At 35.2% G+C, this 18,027-nt stretch carries 17 protein-coding genes and 1 pseudogene; 13 read left to right on the top strand and 5 right to left on the bottom strand.

What is annotated here, in order from left to right:
- Positions 1-206: 206 nt before the first annotated feature.
- From rpiB to tsaB, 8 genes and pseudogenes are all read left to right on the top strand, one after another.
- Entirely contained in the window at positions 207-641 is a 435-nt protein-coding gene (rpiB, locus tag EL260_RS00775) for a ribose 5-phosphate isomerase B (RefSeq protein ID WP_123858400.1), read from the top strand.
- A 350-nt stretch (positions 642-991) separates the two neighbouring features.
- Positions 992-1,321: pseudogene (locus tag EL260_RS00770) on the top strand (thrombospondin type 3 repeat-containing protein); the annotation flags it as partial.
- Between the two features lie 530 nt (positions 1,322-1,851).
- A complete protein-coding gene (gene rnr / locus EL260_RS00765) occupies positions 1,852-4,002 on the top strand; it encodes a ribonuclease R (protein WP_123858399.1) in 2,151 nt (716 codons plus the stop codon).
- Positions 4,003-4,275: 273 nt separating this feature from the next.
- Positions 4,276-4,962, top strand: a complete 687-nt coding sequence (locus EL260_RS00760) for a LysE family translocator (RefSeq protein WP_123858398.1) — start codon at positions 4,276-4,278, stop codon at positions 4,960-4,962.
- Complete coding sequence (locus EL260_RS00755; RefSeq protein WP_123858397.1) at positions 4,959-5,888, top strand: S66 peptidase family protein; 930 nt, start codon at positions 4,959-4,961, stop codon at positions 5,886-5,888. The genes EL260_RS00760 and EL260_RS00755 overlap by 4 nt, the downstream gene beginning before the upstream one ends.
- Before the next feature lie 40 nt (positions 5,889-5,928).
- Complete coding sequence (locus EL260_RS00750) at positions 5,929-6,300, top strand: YraN family protein (protein ID WP_123858396.1); 372 nt, start codon at positions 5,929-5,931, stop codon at positions 6,298-6,300.
- Positions 6,301-6,421: 121 nt separating this feature from the next.
- Complete coding sequence (locus EL260_RS00745; RefSeq protein ID WP_123858395.1) at positions 6,422-7,171, top strand: SDR family NAD(P)-dependent oxidoreductase; 750 nt, start codon at positions 6,422-6,424, stop codon at positions 7,169-7,171.
- 87 nt (positions 7,172-7,258) lie between these two features.
- Positions 7,259-7,933: a tRNA (adenosine(37)-N6)-threonylcarbamoyltransferase complex dimerization subunit type 1 TsaB gene (tsaB, locus tag EL260_RS00740; protein WP_123858394.1), complete on the top strand. Its 675-nt coding sequence runs from the start codon at positions 7,259-7,261 to the stop codon at positions 7,931-7,933.
- A gap of 68 nt (positions 7,934-8,001) precedes the next feature.
- On the opposite strand, the gene porW is transcribed toward tsaB, so the two are convergent.
- The 4 genes from porW to EL260_RS00720 all read right to left on the bottom strand — a co-directional run bounded on the left by porW (position 8,002) and on the right by EL260_RS00720 (position 12,554).
- Positions 8,002-10,575 carry a type IX secretion system periplasmic lipoprotein PorW/SprE gene (gene porW / locus EL260_RS00735; protein WP_228445252.1) on the bottom strand — a complete coding sequence of 858 codons (2,574 nt, stop codon included), beginning with the start codon at positions 10,573-10,575 and terminating at the stop codon, positions 8,002-8,004.
- A gap of 146 nt (positions 10,576-10,721) precedes the next feature.
- The gene (locus EL260_RS00730) at positions 10,722-11,285 is read right to left on the bottom strand and encodes a Maf family protein (protein ID WP_123858393.1); all 564 of its coding nucleotides are present in this window, start codon (positions 11,283-11,285) and stop codon (positions 10,722-10,724) included.
- 8 nt (positions 11,286-11,293) lie between these two features.
- Positions 11,294-11,812 carry a KdsC family phosphatase gene (locus EL260_RS00725; protein WP_123858392.1) on the bottom strand — a complete coding sequence of 173 codons (519 nt, stop codon included), beginning with the start codon at positions 11,810-11,812 and terminating at the stop codon, positions 11,294-11,296.
- Positions 11,802-12,554, bottom strand: coding sequence for a Rossmann-like and DUF2520 domain-containing protein (locus tag EL260_RS00720; protein WP_123858391.1), 753 nt, complete (start codon positions 12,552-12,554; stop codon positions 11,802-11,804). The genes EL260_RS00725 and EL260_RS00720 overlap by 11 nt, the downstream gene beginning before the upstream one ends.
- A 182-nt stretch (positions 12,555-12,736) precedes the next feature.
- Between EL260_RS00720 and EL260_RS00715 the strand changes: the two genes are divergently transcribed.
- The 4 genes from EL260_RS00715 (at position 12,737) to lepA (ending at position 16,415) form a co-directional block, all read left to right on the top strand.
- Positions 12,737-13,288 carry an RNA polymerase sigma factor gene (locus tag EL260_RS00715; protein WP_123858390.1) on the top strand — a complete coding sequence of 184 codons (552 nt, stop codon included), beginning with the start codon at positions 12,737-12,739 and terminating at the stop codon, positions 13,286-13,288.
- A gap of 17 nt (positions 13,289-13,305) precedes the next feature.
- Positions 13,306-13,854 (top strand): hypothetical protein, encoded by a 549-nt coding sequence (locus EL260_RS00710; protein WP_123858389.1) that lies wholly within the window; start codon positions 13,306-13,308, stop codon positions 13,852-13,854.
- A gap of 9 nt (positions 13,855-13,863) precedes the next feature.
- Positions 13,864-14,379: a hypothetical protein gene (locus EL260_RS00705; protein ID WP_123858388.1), complete on the top strand. Its 516-nt coding sequence runs from the start codon at positions 13,864-13,866 to the stop codon at positions 14,377-14,379.
- Positions 14,380-14,618: 239 nt separating this feature from the next.
- Positions 14,619-16,415 (top strand): translation elongation factor 4, encoded by a 1,797-nt coding sequence (lepA, locus tag EL260_RS00700; protein WP_123858387.1) that lies wholly within the window; start codon positions 14,619-14,621, stop codon positions 16,413-16,415.
- A 60-nt stretch (positions 16,416-16,475) separates the two neighbouring features.
- On the opposite strand, the gene EL260_RS00695 is transcribed toward lepA, so the two are convergent.
- Positions 16,476-17,120: a DUF1579 domain-containing protein gene (locus EL260_RS00695; protein ID WP_123858386.1), complete on the bottom strand. Its 645-nt coding sequence runs from the start codon at positions 17,118-17,120 to the stop codon at positions 16,476-16,478.
- Positions 17,121-17,243: 123 nt separating this feature from the next.
- Here EL260_RS00695 and EL260_RS00690 point away from each other — a divergent pair, with 123 nt between their 5' ends.
- On the top strand, positions 17,244-17,939 hold the full coding sequence (locus EL260_RS00690; RefSeq protein ID WP_123858385.1) for an NUDIX hydrolase: 696 nt from the start codon (positions 17,244-17,246) through the stop codon (positions 17,937-17,939).
- The last annotated feature ends 88 nt before the right edge of the window (positions 17,940-18,027 follow it).

Below are 18,027 nucleotides of genomic sequence, written 5' to 3'. Positions count from 1 at the left end.
GAAAAGATCTGGAAAGTTGTGGGGAAAACTTTAGAAGAGATTTTCTATTACGAAATAAATTTATCTTTAAAAATAGAAAGTTGAAAAAAGTTTTCCACACTTATTAACATACCTTTTCACAATTAACTCACGGTTTACTAACACGAATTGTTATTATTATTACCTTTGTAAGGAAATAAAATCTAAAAAAGCTTAATAAGAGTATTATGAAAAGAAAAATTGCTATCGCAGCGGACCATGCAGGCTATGAATATAAGGAGATTGTTAAGAACTATCTTTCAGAACAATTTGAAGTTCAGGATTTTGGAACGTTTTCCACAAACAGTGTGGATTATCCGGACTTTGTTCACCCTGCGGCAACCTCTGTGGAAAACGGAGAAAATGAGCTGGGAATTTTGATCTGTGGAAGCGGAAACGGGGTTCAGATCACTGCGAACAAACATCAGAAGATCAGATGTGCACTTTGCTGGATGCCGGAGATTGCGACACTGGCAAGACAGCATAATGATGCGAATATGATTTCTATGCCAGCAAGGTTTATATCAAAAGAAGTGGCGATTGATATTGTTGACAAATTTCTTTCTACAGACTTCGAAGGGGGAAGACACCAGAACAGAGTTGATAAGATTGCTGTTTGCTAAATATACTAAGGCCTGTAATTTGATTGCAGGCCTTATTTATTTTTTATTTGTACATTTGCAGTGTTCAATAGAAATTACATTCTATACTTCTCCTGAACCTTTGTAATATTTTAAAAGATATTTTATAGAAGGTTTTTCTCTTTTCTTCTTCAGATTTGTATTAAATTTATACAAAACTAAAGCTTCCGTTATAAAGTAGATATTAGAAAAATAAACATTAAGGTTTGATGAAAATAAAAGGATCTGCAATATTATTTTTTATGGTCAGTTGTTTCCATGCTCAGGAAATAAAAGATGGTGCTGATTTGAAGAAATGCAAAAAAGAATTCAGTAAAAAAATCTGCCTTTCTGATAAGGATAAAGACAATGTTCCATTCTATATTGATCATTGCCCTGAAATATCAGGACCAGAACTAAACAATGGATGTCCTTGGCCAGATACAGACGGTGATGAAGTTTTGGATAAGGATGATGCCTGTCCTACTGTAGCGGGACCCACGGAAAATAATGGATGCCCATGGCCGGATACAGATGGTGATGGAATTTTAGATAAAGATGATGACTGCCCTACGATACCCGGGGATGCGGAAAGCAAAGGCTGTAAGACTATTCCTACTCCAAAAAGTTTTACTGATGAAGAGTTGCAAAAAATAAAGAGTGATTTTTTAGCTAATAATAAGCATATTAATTATCATGCATTAGCAGATTTTATTTTCAAAAAAATAGAGGGAAAGGATCTAAAAAATAAAGTGCTTTATCTTTCGATGTATAGAAAATTTGAAGCGGGTTGTGGGATGGACAGATCTGATAATTCTGCAGGGAATATGGTACAGCAATTGATATTTCAATCATTCTGGGATGAGAGAAACTTTAAGAAATTTGCCAATCTTTTTCCTGATAAAATGATACTTCCAATAGGAAGACCTCGTATTTTTGATTATGAAAGTATAGAAAATATAAAAGGTCTCAAAGGAGTACCTAAACTAGAAACGAAATATGGAACGGTTTATAATGCAAAAGGAAAATTTGCAGGAATACCAGATTCTAATGATAAAATAATTCCGGACAGTGATAAAATGGATCTTTTTGTATATGTTGAAGATAATAAGGTTGCCATTTCTCTTAATAAAAAGAATTTTTATTTTAGATGTAAGAATTCAAAAATTATAGAGATTCCAGAGTCGGAATATAACAATTAAAAAAAATTAAAATGCCAAAAAAAGGAAAATATATAAGTCATAAAAATGATTTGAAACTGATGGAAATCGGACGATTGATCCTTCGTTTCATGAATGCAAATGCATCAAAAATTTATAATTATAAGCAGATCGCTGATGGAATAGAATACAAAAATCCTAGACAAAGGGAACTTGTAATTCAGGCACTGCATAAACTTCAGGGATCTGAAAAGATTAAAGAAGTAGAAAAAGGAAAGTACATTGTAAACCTAAAAATAGCAGGAACATTAACTGGAATTATTGATTTTAACCAAAGCGGAAATGCTTACGTAAATGTAGAAGGATTAGAAGATGATGTCTTCGTTCACTCTAAAAATGTAAAGGATGCGCTGCAGGGAGATAAGGTTCTTATTATAACTTATCATTATAAAGGAAAGAAATTAGAAGGGTCTGTTTTGGAGGTTTTGGAAAGAAACAGAACAGAGTTTGTGGGGACTTTTCAAAAGGTGGCACACAAAGATTTTGGATTTGTAGTTTGTGATAAAAAATCAATCAATACAGACATCTTTATTCCAAAGGCAAAATTCAATAATGCAGAGGACGGTGACAAAGTGATCGTAAAGATGACGGAATGGAGACCTGGAGATAAAAATCCTGAAGGAGAAATCACACAGGTACTGGGTGCTCCGGGAGAACATGAAACCGAGATCCACTCTATCCTTGCTGAATATGGTCTGCCTTATGAGTTTCCACAGGAAGTAGAATTAGATGCCGATAAAATTGATAGAAGTATTACTGATGAAGAAGTAGCAAAACGTTGGGATATGCGTAACATTTGTACATTTACGATTGATCCTAAGGATGCGAAAGACTTTGATGATGCTTTATCTATAAGAAAACTAGAAAACGGAAACTGGGAAATCGGAGTTCACATTGCTGATGTATCTCACTATGTAATTCCGGGAACAATTCTGGATGACGAAGCTTATCAGAGGGCCACTTCGGTTTATTTGGTAGATAGAGTTGTACCCATGTTACCAGAAGTATTGAGTAATGATGTATGTTCCCTTCGCCCCCACGAAGATAAATATACCTTCTCAGCAGTTTTTGAACTGAATGATCAGGCTGAAATCCAAAAACAATGGTTTGGAAGAACAGTAATTCATTCAGACAGAAGATTTACTTATGAAGAAGCTCAGGAACGTATTGAAACGGGTCAGGGAGATTTGGCTGAAGAGATCAATGTTCTTGACAGATTAGCTAAGATCATGCGTAATGATCGTATCAGAAAAGGAGCTATTACATTTGACAGAAGTGAAGTAAGATTCAATCTGGACGAAAATAATCAGCCCATCGGAGTTTACTTTAAAATTAGTAAAGATTCTAATCACCTGATCGAGGAATTCATGCTTTTAGCCAACAAAAAAGTATCTGAATTTATTTCCTTAACAAGAAAAGGAGAAATCACTAATAATACATTCATCTACAGGGTTCACGACGATCCGGATCCTGCTAAACTGGAAGCATTAAGAGACTTTGTTTCTACCTTCGGATATAAAATGGATCTGGCGAATACCAAAAAGGTTGCAGAATCTTTGAATAAACTTCTTCATGATGTAAAAGGAAAAGGAGAAGAAAATATGATTGAAACACTGGCGATGAGAAGTATGAGTAAGGCGGTATATTCTACGGAACCTATTGGCCACTACGGGCTTGGGTTTGCATATTATACCCACTTCACCTCTCCTATTCGTCGTTATCCGGATTTGATCGCTCACCGTCTTCTTCAGCATTATCTGGATGGAGGAAAATCTCCAAGCAAACAAGAACTGGAAGAAAAATCTAAGCACTGTAGTTCAATGGAAAGATTGGCAGCAGATGCGGAAAGAGATTCTATTAAATATATGCAGGTGAAATTCATGGAAAAACACCTTGGTGAAACATTTACAGGAGTGATTTCGGGAGTGGCAGAATTCGGATTCTGGGTAGAAATCCCTGAAAACGGAGCCGAAGGTCTGATTAAGCTGAGAGATCTTGTAGATGATTCTTATATGTACGATGCCAAAACGCATGCAGTATATGGAATCAGACATGGAAATAAATACCAGTTGGGAGATCAGGTTCAGATTAAAGTAGTAAAAGCTAATCTGATTCAAAAGCAATTGGACTTTAAGATTGTTTAGTAAAATCAAGTGTCAAAATATAATAAGAGGTTGTTCCGAAACAGGAATAGCCTCTTTATTATTTATGCCCCTTAGTGGGTAAAATCTCTTCCTTTTTTTCATTTTCCTTTAAGTACTTCCCTCTCTTAATTTCAAGCTCCCTTTCCCCAAAAAATATCCCAATTTGAGACGAAAATAAAAGTTGATATATAACATCTTTATTGAATAATTAAATCATAAAGTATAACTTTGTATAAAACGGAATGAATTTATTTTCATTTTAAAATTTATTAAATGCTTGAACTTGTACTATCTGCCATCATTTTAGGATTCATGTTGAGTCTGGTTTTTATAGGACCTATATTCTTCCTGTTAATAGAAACCAGTTTCTCAAGAGGCCCAAAGCATGCCTTATCATTGGATCTTGGTGTTATCACTGCAGATTTATTATGTATTGTAGCCGCTTATTATGCCAGTGCAGATATTGTTACTCTAATTGATAAACATCCTGGTTTCTACAGGATCACTTCCATTCTTATTTTTATTTATGGAATTGTTATGTTGGTGACGAAGACTAAAATGCACATGCCAGGCGAAGAGAAGATTATTGGTCAAAACTATATTAAGACCTTTTTCAATGGTTTTTTCTTTAATCTTTTAAATGTTGGAGTCATCCTTTTCTGGCTGGTAACGGTGATTTCCGTAAGAAATCAATATCCGGACACCAGCAGTTTTATTTTATACATAAGCATTGTAATAGGAACTTATCTAGGGATTGACCTTGCCAAGATATTTTTGGCTAAGCAGTTTCACGATAAACTTACCCAAAAGCTGGCCAATAGAATCAGAAGAGTTGTAGGAGTGATTCTTATTATTTTCAGTTTCTTTATCTTCCTACAGAGCTTTAAAAAGTTTAATCAGTTTGACAGACAGCTAGAAGAAGCCGAGAAAAAAGAAGTTAAATATCAAAAAACGAAATGAAAAAAATTATCTTTCCAAAAGATCTTAAAAAAGGAGCTAAAATAGCTGTTATTTCTCCTGCCGGAGCCGTAGAAGCTTCCCAACTTGAAAAGGGAATAGAGTTGATTAAAAGTAAAGGATTTGAACCTGTTTTGGGTGAACATCTTTACTCCAAATTTTCCAACGGATACAATTACGCAGGAACAGAAAAGGAAAGAATAAAAGATATCAACTGGGCTTTAAATGATAGAGAGATTGGTGCAATCTGGGCTTCCAGAGGTGGTTATGGATGCCAACACCTGATTCAGCATTTAAAATTGAAAAATTTCACTGAAAATCCAAAATGGTATATTGGTTATTCTGATAATACCGTCATACAAAGCTATCTATTGAAAAAAGGTTTTGCTTCCATCCATGGACAAACCATTAAAACTTCAAGTTTCGGGGTTACTGATGAAAGCTACGACCTGATCTTTGATATCTTAAAAGGTAAAAGACCTAAATATACCCTAAAATCACATCCATTAAATAAGAAAGGTAATATTGAAGGAGAATTGGTTGGAGGGAATTTAGCCCTAATATATGCCCTTCTGGGAACCAAATATTCTTTCGATTTTAAAGATAAAATCTTATTCATTGAAGATATTGGAGAAAATTTCTATGCGCTGGACCGTATGATTATGAGTCTTGAATTGGCTGGAGTTTTCAATAAGATCAAAGGACTTATTGTAGGCGGAATGACCAATATGGGTGATGAAAAGGAGAACAAAGAATATGAAACAAGCTTTGACGAATTTGCTTATAAAATGATTTCAGAAAGAATTTCAAAATATAAATTTCCTACAGTATTCGGGTTTCCAAACGGACATATCAAAGATAATCGCCCACTTTTGATTGGCGGAACAGTTAAAATAAAAGCTGAGTCTAAGGTTAAGATTGAGTTTTAATGACTACCACTCTCCTATTCACCTATTAAAAATACAAGATATGGCAGATCATAATGACTTTGGAAAGATAGCTGAAGATATGACTGCAGATTATCTCCAGAAAAACGGGTATAAAATCCTGGCCAGAAACTTCAGATTTCAGAAAGCAGAGATTGATATTATTGCTGAAAAAGATGAGCTGATTATCATTGTTGAAGTTAAGGCAAGATCTACCGATTTTTTCATCCTGCCCCAGGAAGCAGTAACCAAAACAAAGATCAGATCTATTGTTCAGGCGGCAAACCATTATCTTGAAGAATTCAATAAACAGAATGAGGTGAGGTTTGATATTATTTCCGTTCTACCTGACGAGAATAAAAACTTAATCATTAATCATATAAGCGATGCTTTCCAGGCTTTGGATGCCAATTAATCAAATAAAAAAATAACAATAAATAATGTATCAGTTTATCGACATATCAGTGTAACAATAAAGATCAGACATTGGTATATTGTTACACTGATACATTGTTACATAAAAAAAAATCAATTGTATGAAGACAATATTAATCACCGGAGCAACTTCAGGGATTGGTAAATCCACTGCAGAGCTTTTGGCTAAACAAGGAAATAGAATCATCATTTGTGGAAGGAGAGAAGAAGTACTGAAATCTTTAAATACTGAATTATCTCAATTTACCGAAATATTTAGTTTAAGGTTTGATGTGAGAAATCTCAATGAGGTGGAAACTGCGATCAATTCGCTTCCTGAAAAATGGAAAGATATTGATGTTCTGATTAATAATGCAGGGAATGCACATGGACTTGATCCGATTTCATCTGGAAAGACAGATGACTGGGATTCTATGATCGATGGGAATGTGAAAGGACTTCTTTATGTTTCTAAAATGATTATCCCAGGCATGAAAACTAAAAACTTAGGTCATATTGTAAACATTAGTTCTGTGGCAGCAAGACAGACATATGCAAATGGAGTAGTGTATTGTGCTACTAAAAAAGCAGTGGACGTTATTTCTGAAGGAATGAGACTAGAACTTACTGAATTCGGGATCAAAGTAACCAATATCCAACCGGGAGCAGTAGAAACAGATTTCTCACTGGTAAGATTCAAAGGAGATAGCGAAAAAGCGGCAACCGTATACACGGGGTATGAAGCATTAAAAGCTGAAGATATTGCAGATGCCATCGCATACTGTGTAAATGCTCCTAAACACGTTACCATTGCTGACATGTGTATCTATCCAAGTGCTCAGGCTGAACCCAGAACAATCTATAGAAAATAGTCTCAAAATAAAGGACTAAATTTGTAGAAAATTTTAAAAGTAATTTTGCTTTTCCGCAAGGTTACCATTTTAGCTTAAAACAAGAAAATGAAAATTCTATATCTTGAAACATCCTCTAAAAATTGTTCGGTAGCCGTATCAGATAACGAAAAGCTGCTGTGTGTATGTGAAGAGGTTTCTGAAAACTATAAACAATCTGAAAGTCTTCATACTTATGTTGAATGGGCGCTGGAAGGCGCAGGAATATTACTGAAAGACATTGAAGCAGTTTCTTTAGGAAAAGGACCGGGGTCTTATACCGGATTAAGAATTGGAGCAGCCTCTGCAAAAGGGTTTTGCTATGGGCTGAAGGTTCCGTTTATAGCCATCAATTCTCTTGAAAGCATGATAGAGCCGTTTTTAAGGCAGAACTATGATTTTATAGTGCCATTAATCGACGCAAGAAGAATGGAGGTTTATACAGGTGTTTATGACGGTTCTACAGGGGAAGAGATATCTGTAACTGAAGCAAAGATTTTAGATGAAACTTCCTTTCAAGAATTTAGAGATAAGAAAGTAGTCTTTGTAGGAGATGGAGCTAAGAAAGCTAAAGATATTTTAAAACTGCCAGCTGCAGACTTTAGGGAAGATATTTATCCATCTGCCCAATATCTGATTAAAAAGACATTGGAGAAAATAGAAAAGAAAGAATTTGAAGATATGGCTTATTTTGAGCCTTTTTATCTTAAAGACTTTCATGGAGTAAAGAAAAAGGGTTCTTAGAATTCTATACTATTTGAAAAATAAATGTGGCATAAAAAAAGCGAAGAGTAAATCTTCGCTTTTTTATTTTATTGATTTTGTGGCCTATCAGGAATACTCTTATTCCTAAATTTTGGCTTATCAGCTTTTTGTTGAGGCGTATTGTTCATATTTGCTGAAGGCAATGGCTGTTTAAGATCCTTCTGTATTCCATTTGAGTTTCCATTGAGGCTCTCATTGGCCATAGGCTGAATATTATTATTTACAGGTGGAGTAGGGGATCCCGGTTGTTGGGGAACAGAATTTCCTTTATTATCAGTGGCTTGAAAGCTGAGATCACTTTTCAGGTAATTCAGCATTTCTTTAGCTCTTATTCCTTCTGGAGTTTTGGGGTAGTTTAAGGCAATCTGTTCAAGCTGTAAAATCATTACTTCTTTTCCACTGGCTTTTCCTGTATTAAAAGCATTCAGCAGGTATAATTTCGGAACTAATGCATCCTTAGGAAACTTTTGGATTGTTTGGTCAATGATTTCCTTACTTTCCCCAAATTTCTCAGCTTCATATAAGGCATAAGCTCTTTTGTATTCATTTTCAACATCTTCTGTTGATTTTACGAACGAAATGTTTTTAGGATTTCTTGCAAATTCAGCATACGAAGTATAAGGATAATCGGTTAATAGAATTTGTTTTGCTCTTTCGGCTGCCTGAGGTGTTTTCTCATAATTCATGGCAAAAATCTCATACAATGCCTGAAGCATAACCTTCTCTTCCGGTTTTACATCTACCAGGTCATACAATGTTTTGGTGGCCAGGGGAGTATTGGTAAAATAATTTTGATACATAATACCAAGACCTAAAGATGCCGTATCTCTATCTTTTTTAAATTGTGCCAGTTTACCCTGATCAGTGGGAATCTGCTCAATGTAATAAGCAGGCTCAAAACGCCTTGGGTTAGGAGCAGTAGTTACCCCCAGCGCTTCACTTTTCATGTCCTCAATAGAAGCCATTTTCTTAGAAAAACGCCAGTTATCAGAAAGCGCTCTTTCACCCCATACTTGTTTAAATGAAGAAGTTCCTTTAGTTACAGTTCCAATATTGTTGAAGTAAAAACCTTTTGTTGTTACCCCAAAATCCTCAAAAGAATTAGAATTGTTATTGGCAAAAATAGAATTTGCATTATAATCTCCGGTATCAAATCCTTTGTTTCGTTCTGCACGTCTTCTTTCCTGTTCCTCTTTCTCCTCTTTGATCTTTAATTTGGCAATGTATTTTGAGAAAAATTCTGTTCGTTGGGTATTATCCATTTTTGCTAAAGAAAGAATGCTGTCATTCTTTTTAATCAGATAATAGTTCTTAGAGATCTTTTTAATATATGCAGATTGATCCTTTAGTAAAATCTTTGAAGGCTCGTAGGTCATTACAACAAGAGCAGAATCATAATAAGCTCCGGCGCCGATATAGTCATTCTTTTCAAGATAACTTTTTCCGATCTCATAATAAGCCAATCCACGAATTTGAGGATCAGAAACCTTCTCAAACAAAGACTTTCTAAAAAACTGTTGTGCTTCATCCTTTTTTCCGGCTTTATTGGCCATAAGTCCTAAAGCATAGTAAAATTCATTTTTTCTGGAACCATAAGTTCCTTTTTTACTGATTCCTTCCAGATAGTTTTTAGCTCCATTGTAATCTCCTTTACCATTGAACGTTTTCGCAATAGCAATTTGAGATTTTACTTCAAACTCAAAATTACTGGAATATTTATAGGCTGCGGTATAGCTTTCTCGTGCTTTATCGTTTTGTCCCATATTTTCAAGAACCTGGCCTCTTAAATAAGCAATTCTGCTTTTCAGTTTTCTATTAGAATTCAGCTCAAAAGCCAAATCAAGTTCTTTTGCAGCATCTTCCTTTTTCCCGGCATCCAAGAGTGATTCAGCATAATAAATGCTTAAAAGCTTGGAATAAGTTTTATTAATTCCATCACCCTTTAACTTGGCAAAAGTTTCATGGGCTCTGTGGTAGTCTTTGATTTTATCATAAGCTACCCCTTGGTAAATTCTAGCCAATGGAATCCTTTTATCATCCTTCATATGAGTGAAGACATAATTAAGAGCATCCATTGCTTCCAACGGTTTATTTCTATAAATTCTAGACTGCGCAAGAATAATATAGGCATCAAAAATCTGTTTGTTTTTTTCCTCTCCGTTTCTGGTAACAGAATATTTATTGATGGCTTTTAACGCTTTGGCTTCAGCAATTTCAAGAGTTGTTGCTCCTTTAGTTGCTGTTCCTCCATCGGGATTAGAAGGGGCATTTCCCTGGCTACTTGGCATATTGGGAATCCCAGAATTTCTTCCGGAGGGTCTGTTGGCAACTTCTGCCATTTTCATGGAATTCTCTGCAAAAGCAGCTGATTGTCCTAACTCACTTCCTAAAGGTTGCTCCTCAAAGGTAAGAATAGGAATGTAAGGAGCATAAAAATTGTCCTTATGTCCTTTATCTCTAGCTGTAAATTCACTGTTTAGGGCATCCTTGGCATTAAACAGGGTGTTGTAATATGTGGAAAATCCTTTTAATAATTTGGAACGCTGCTCCGGCTTCTTTGTTTTGGTAGCACAGGAAGCAACAAGGCAAATCACTAAAAGGAACAATATATTCTTTTTCATTATTCAATATAACTCGCTAATCTGCTTTTTATTATCATCAGTTTGATGATTTTGTAAAAATAATAAAATTTTATAATGAATAATATTTATATTTCTCGCGAAAATATTTATTTCATCTTTATGAGCATCAGAAACCGGTATGATTTTTAAATCACAGGAATCTCTTTCAAAATTTTGTACACAAGGTGGGTAGGAAGCCCCATAATTGTATAAAAACTTCCTGTAAGACTTTTTATTTTTGCCATTCCCAGCCATTCCTGAATTCCATAGCTTCCGGCTTTGTCAAAAGGTTTATAATTTTGAACATAATACTGTATCTCATCATCTGTAATCTCGTCCAGGATCACATCAGCAACATCCGTTTCGGTAAATGTCTGATCAGCAGTTTTGATGGTAATCCCTGTATACACCTGATGTGTTCTTCCCGAAAGATTTCGAAGCATATTTTGAGCGTCAGTTTCATCTTTTGGTTTGCCTAGAATCTGTTGATCAATGGCAACCACAGTATCTGCAGTAAGTAAAACTTCACCCGGAGCTAGACCTCTGAAAGCCTCTGCTTTTAATTCAGATAAATAAGCTGCGGCTTCTTCTATTTTAATGTGTTCAGGAATAATTTCCTCGCAGTCAATTTTTACCACTTCAAATTCGAAACCAAGGCTGGAAAGAAGTTCCTTTCTTCTCGGTGATTGGGATGCTAAAAGTAATTTCATAAGTACGGTTATACAGATTGTGTGTTATCATCATGCCAGTTCCCCTGAACTTTCATTACCTGTTCAATCACATCGCGTACTGCACCGCTTCCGCCTTTTTTAGGAGAGATATAATGAGAAACTCCTTTTACTTCAGGAACTGCATTTTCAGGACATGCTGCAATCGCAGAATTTTCCATAATATGAATATCCGGAAGATCATCTCCCATGGTTAGAATCTCCTCATTCTTAAGGTTATATTTCTTTTTAAAATCTTCAAAATCCTCAATTTTATTATGGGATTTCGGATAATAATCCTGAATACCAAGGTAATTGATTCTGTGTTTTACCATTTCATCATTACCACCAGTAATAACTCCTATTAAATAATTGTTTTTTAAAGCTTTAACTACTGCGTAACCATCCAGTACATTCATCACCCGGCACATATTTCCTCCCGGCATCAGATAGACACTCCCGTCTGTGAAAACTCCATCTACATCAAATACAAAGGCTTTAATATCCTTTAATTTCTCTTTATAACTCATACATTTTTTGAATAGAATGATTCATTGTCTTATAAATGCTAAGACTTTCTTCGTCTTGTAATAACTGCTCATGTAATTCTAAAACCCTAAGATCATTTCTTACAGCAGGTCCCGTTTGAGCCATTTTAGGATCTATCTCATGGATCTTTTGTACCGTTTCGTCAATCAAGGGTAAAAAATAGTTGAATGGGATTTCCTGAGAATCTGAAATTTCTTTAGCCCTTGAAAAAAGATGATTCACAAAATTACAGGCAAAAACTGCGGTAAGGTGAATGTACTTTCTTTTTTCATGATTACTTTCCATCACATTTTTCGAAATTCTGGAAGCCAGTTCAAAGAGTGTTTTTGTATCCTTTTCATACTCAGCTTCAATGAAAAACGGAATCTTGTCATAGTCAAGTTCTTTGGATTTTGAAAAGGTTTGTAACGGATAAAAACTTGCCTTTCTGTATTCTCCACTTAGATTTTCTTTTGGAAGTGAACCAGAGGTATGGGCTACAAGGCAGTCCTTTTTAATAACCAACTTCGAGACTTCTTCTACAGAATTATCACTTACACAGATGATATATAGATCTGCATCTTCCAGATGTTCTGTAGAATAAGGAATATTCAGCTCTTCAGAAATTTTATTCAATTCTTTTTCGTTCCGCCCAAAAATTTGAGCAAGGGAAATACCTTTCAATCTGAAGGCTTTTGCCATATGATACGCAACATTTCCGGAACCGATAATTACAATTTGCATCTAACAAATATAAGATTTTAAGCTGAGTCGGGAAAGGAAGAGTAATACAGAAGCTTCAAACTTAAATATAGGCACGTTTCTTGCGTAACTGTCTCATATTATTTTTAATATTTAAACTGAAAATTGATTATTTAATTTAACTTTCAGTTATTTTTGTAATCCAAAACAGTGAAAGGCATCTTATGAAGATTAAGGACGCGGAGATTATTTCGTTGATGCAGAATCCACGAACACAGGATAAAGGTGTTCGTGCCTTGATGGATGCCTATCAAAGCAGATTGTACTGGCACATACGAAGGATTATTGTGGACGGAGATCTTGCCCAGGATACTTTGCAGGAAACTTTTATTAAAGCTTATCAGAATTTTCATCAGTTTAAAAACGATAGCCAGTTGTATACATGGCTATATAGGATTGCTACCAACGAAGCACTACAGCAGGTTAATAAACTGAAGAAAATGCAGAAGACGGATGAAGATCCGGAGTATTACATGCAGAATCTTGTAGCTGATAATATGGAAGGAGATGCTGAAGAAATACAGATTTTATTGCAAAACGCCATACAAAGCCTGCCGGAAAAGCAGAAACTGGTATTTATGATGCGGTATTATGATGATTTACCTTATGAAGAAATTTCTAAGATTGTAGACATGTCTGTAGGGACATTGAAAACAAATTATCATTATGCCAAACAGAAAATAGAAGAATATATTAAGGAAAATTACGAAAGATAATTTTTGACAAAACAAAGATGAAAGAGTTCGACATAGAAAAATTAGAACGTAAAAACATTTACACAGTCCCTGATAATTTGTTTGAAAATATTCAGGAGAGGGTTATGAATGATATTAAGCCGGAGCAAAAAGCACCAGCACCGGTCTTTAAATTAAATTGGATGTATGCAGCAGCAGCGTCACTGGCTTTAATCTTTGGAGTAACTTTTATCTATAATTCAAATAATGACTCTGCAGATAAAGGACTGAATTCAAAAGAGGCGTATACTATGCATAAAGGAGAACCTCAAACGGAAGCTGAGCTGGCATATGAAACATTAAAAGGAGATTTAACCTCTGTTGAAAATAATAATCAAACAATTGTAAATCAGGAAAGTAATACTTCTTTAGCTATAAAAAGTGAAGAAGGAAACGAAAAAGAAACTGTTTCACAAAAAATAGTGAAACCTGTAACTAAAAAAGAAGAAACACGAATGAATGAATATCTGGACTCGTTCTCCAATTCTGAAATTGCAGAACTGGCAAGTAATTCGACTCAGGATGTTTATTTGGATTTATATAATTAATAAAGGAAGATGAAAAAGATACTATTGACGTTTTTAATTATTTATGGTTTTAGCTTTGGCTTAAATGCTCAAAGAACGGATTACGACTGGAAAAAGATGGATCCTAAACAAAGGAAGGAAGTCATCAATAATCTTTCTTCTGAAGAAAGAAAGGAACTCCTTAAAAAATTCAGGAATAATATGATCATGGATAATCTGAATGTAGATCCAGGAGATAAGGCAGAATTTACACAGCTTTATAACGAGTATCTTGACAGTCAGAAACAGATAAAAAGTCAATTTGATCCAGGCTTTAATCCTGAAACTTTATCAGATGATGAAGCTAAAGCTAAATTACAGCAAAGCTTTGAAATAGGGCAGAAGCTTTTGGATAACAGAAAAAAATATGCAGAGAAAATGCAGGAAGTGATTCCTTGCCAGAAAGTTCTGAAGCTGTTTCAGTCTGAGGGTATGATGAGAGATAAAATGAACGAAAGAAAACCTCATGTACACAATAATGCTTCGGGGACTAAACAAACCCCATAATAGTTTATTTTTTTAATGTTGGACGGCTCTTACAAATCTTTTTTGTGAGAGCCGTTTAATTATCTCTTTAAATCTATATTTTATCGAAGAATAAAGAGATTATTATGTTGAAGAGAAATATTCCGGACAAGAGAGAGTATGATAATTCTGATGAAAATTTAAATAAATTGATACAATAAGATCATGAAAGACAATAATCTCTCGCTTTTTTTTATCTTTGCAAATTACAAGATTCTTAAATGAAAAACATACGAAATTTTTGCATAATCGCTCATATCGACCACGGTAAAAGTACCCTGGCAGACCGTCTTTTGGAGTATACGAATACCGTTACTCAAAGAGAATTACAGTCTCAGACGCTTGATGATATGGATTTGGAAAAGGAACGTGGGATTACGATTAAGTCTCACGCGATCCAAATGGATTATGAATATAAAGGAGAAAAATATATTCTAAACCTGATTGATACACCGGGACACGTTGACTTCTCTTATGAAGTCTCCCGTTCTATTGCTGCCTGTGAAGGAGCGCTTCTAATTGTAGATGCAGCCCAAAGTATTCAGGCACAAACCATTAGTAACTTGTATTTAGCATTGGAAAATGATTTAACGATCATTCCAATTTTGAATAAAATTGACCTTCCGTCTGCTAACCCTGAGGAAGTAACTGATGAGATCATGAATCTTATCGGATGTGAATATGAAGATGTATTGAGAGTTTCAGGAAAGACAGGTGAGGGAGTTCATAATCTATTAGAACAGATCGTTGAAAGAATTCCTGCACCGGTAGGAAATCCCGATGGACCACTTCAGGCATTAGTTTTTGACTCTGTCTATAACCCATTCAGAGGGATTGAAGCTTACTTTAAAGTGGTAAACGGAAGTATTTCTAAAAATGAAAAAATTAAATTCTTTGCTACAGGAAAAGAATATGGAGCTGATGAGGTAGGTACTTTAAAGCTAAAACAAGTTCCAAAGAAAACAATTCAGTGTGGAGATGTAGGCTATTTGATTTCTGGTATTAAAGATGCCCGTGAAGTAAAAGTAGGAGATACTATTACTTCATTTGAGAACCCTGCAGATGGCCCTATCGATGGATTTGAGGAAGTAAAACCAATGGTATTTGCTGGTATTTATCCAATTGAGTCTGAGGATTTTGAAGAATTGAGATTTTCTTTGGAGAAACTAAGACTAAATGATGCTTCTTTGGTTTTTGAACCGGAAAGTTCTGCTGCTCTTGGTTTTGGTTTCCGTTGCGGATTCTTAGGAATGCTTCACATGGAAATTGTTCAGGAACGTTTAGATAGAGAGTTCAATATGAACGTGATTACAACGGTTCCTAACGTATCGTACTTCGGGTATACTAAAAAAGAACCTGAAGTTCCAATCCTGATCAACAACCCATCTGAAATGATGGATCCTTCTACAATGGATAGAGTAGAAGAACCTTTCATTAAAGCATCTATCATTACAAAATCTGACTTTGTTGGAGCAGTAATGACTTTATGTATCGAGAAAAGAGGGGAGATCGTTAATCAAAGTTATTTAACATCAGAAAGAGTAGAACTAATCTTCAACATGCCTTTGGCAGAAGTCGTTTTCGATTTCTATGACAGATTAAAATCAATCTCTAAAGGATATGCATCTTTCGATTACCACCCAATCGGATTCAGAGCTTCCAAGCTTGTAAAAATGGATATCCTGATCAATGGTGACATGGTAGATGCTCTTTCATCTCTGATCCACGATAGTAATGCTTACTATATCGGGAAAAGGATGTGTGAAAAGCTTCGTGAACTGATCCCGAGACAACAGTTTGATATTGCTGTTCAGGCAGCTTTGGGAGCAAAAGTTATTGCCAGAGAAACTATTAAAGCTCTAAGAAAGGACGTTACCGCAAAATGTTACGGTGGAGATATTTCCAGAAAACGTAAACTATTGGAAAAGCAGAAAGAAGGTAAGAAGAAAATGAAACAGATCGGAAGGGTAGAAGTACCGCAGTCTGCATTCATGGCTGTATTGAAGCTTAATGAATAATAATTATTCAGTATCATTATAAAAACAATCCCCGTTTCAAGCTGAAACGGGGGTTGTTTTTTATTTTTTACGGGTGAATTTTATCTCCATAGTTTTCATTTCCTTTCCTGTTTTCGGATTAGGTCCATACATTTCCAAAGTATGATTATTATCGTCAGTAATGGTATAAACTTCTCTTACTTCACATTCTTTTCCAGGTCGGCTTGGATCTGTCATTTTGCCCTTAAAATCAATTGATTTTTTACCAGGATTCCAGTCTCCCTCTGCATGCATTAAGCCTGTTCCCATATTGTCAATCCACGTACTTACAAATTTTTTCTTGGCATTATCATATCCCATAATGCTCATACCTTCAAATGGCATTCCCATGAAATTTCCTTTGTAATTACTTACCTGATATCGGCCTTCAAAGATCATTTTATTAGTGCATTCAGAAGTACTTGTGGCTGCTTTTCCACTGTCATCCATCCACATACTTGTAGCACCTGTCCAGTTTCCATCAAATTTGGCTAACATTTTATGCATATCACCAGGGGTGGCAAATTCCATCCATGCTTTAGTAGCTGTTGCTGAATCCACAGGTTTCCATTCAGATGTGGTGGCTACAGAATCTTTTTTATCAGAATGGTCTAAGGTTGTTGTTTTCCCTTTTTCACAGGCTGCACATAAGAAAGCGAGAGAAATGATTGCTAGTAGATTTTTCATAAATGTTTAATTTTAAGTTGGTTATAATGATAACTTAAAGGTATGAACTTTTATTATATAGGGAATTGTTTTTTATTCTCACGATAAACTGTATATTTGTGTATTCATAACGCAAATAAATTTATGGAGTCTCCAAAAAAATTACAGGATATCAAAGTGGCTGTAGATGCAGTTATTTTCGGATATTTTGATAAGAAAGATCTTCAGATCCTTCTCATCAAAAGAAATATAGAACCTTTTAAAGGAGGATGGGCACTTCCGGGAGGGCTTGTTCTGGATGATGAAAACCTGGATGATGCTGTAAAAAGAGAATTGCATGAAGAAGCTGGCATAAAGCCTGATTTTTTAGAGCAGCTTTATACATTTGGCAACGTAGGCCGTGATCCTAGAAACAGAGTTGTTTCTGTGGCTTATCTTGGGCTTGTAAACCCATCTTACCATGAACTCTTTGCAGATTCTGATGCAGATGATGCACAGTGGTTCAGTGTCAATCAACTTCCTTTAGTTGCTTTTGATCACAAAAGTATCATTGACATTGCTCTAAAAAGGCTTCGTATCAAAATTCAATATCAACCGATCGGCTTTAATCTTCTCAATGAAGAATTCCCTTTTTCAGACCTTGAAAACCTTTATAAAACCATCGTAGGACAGGAAATAGACCGAAGAAATTTCCGCAAAAAAATCATGAGCTATGGATTGCTTAATGAAACCAACAACGTTAAAAAAGAAGGAAGTGGAAGGCCCGGAAAACTCTTTACTTTCAATCAAGAAAAATATAAAGAACTGGAAGAACAGGGATTCTACTTCGAGATCAAATAGTTTTAAAACTACAAATTATATTTAAAATTAAGTGGTCGGCTCAAATTGAGTCGACCATTTTGATTGTTCATGGGGAACGCAGATGAAA

Source organism: Chryseobacterium nakagawai (genome assembly GCF_900637665.1).
GTDB lineage: Bacteria > Bacteroidota > Bacteroidia > Flavobacteriales > Weeksellaceae > Chryseobacterium > Chryseobacterium nakagawai.
The sequence above is the reverse complement of the archived record's forward strand: the minus strand, read 5'-3'. Positions and strand labels throughout refer to the sequence as shown.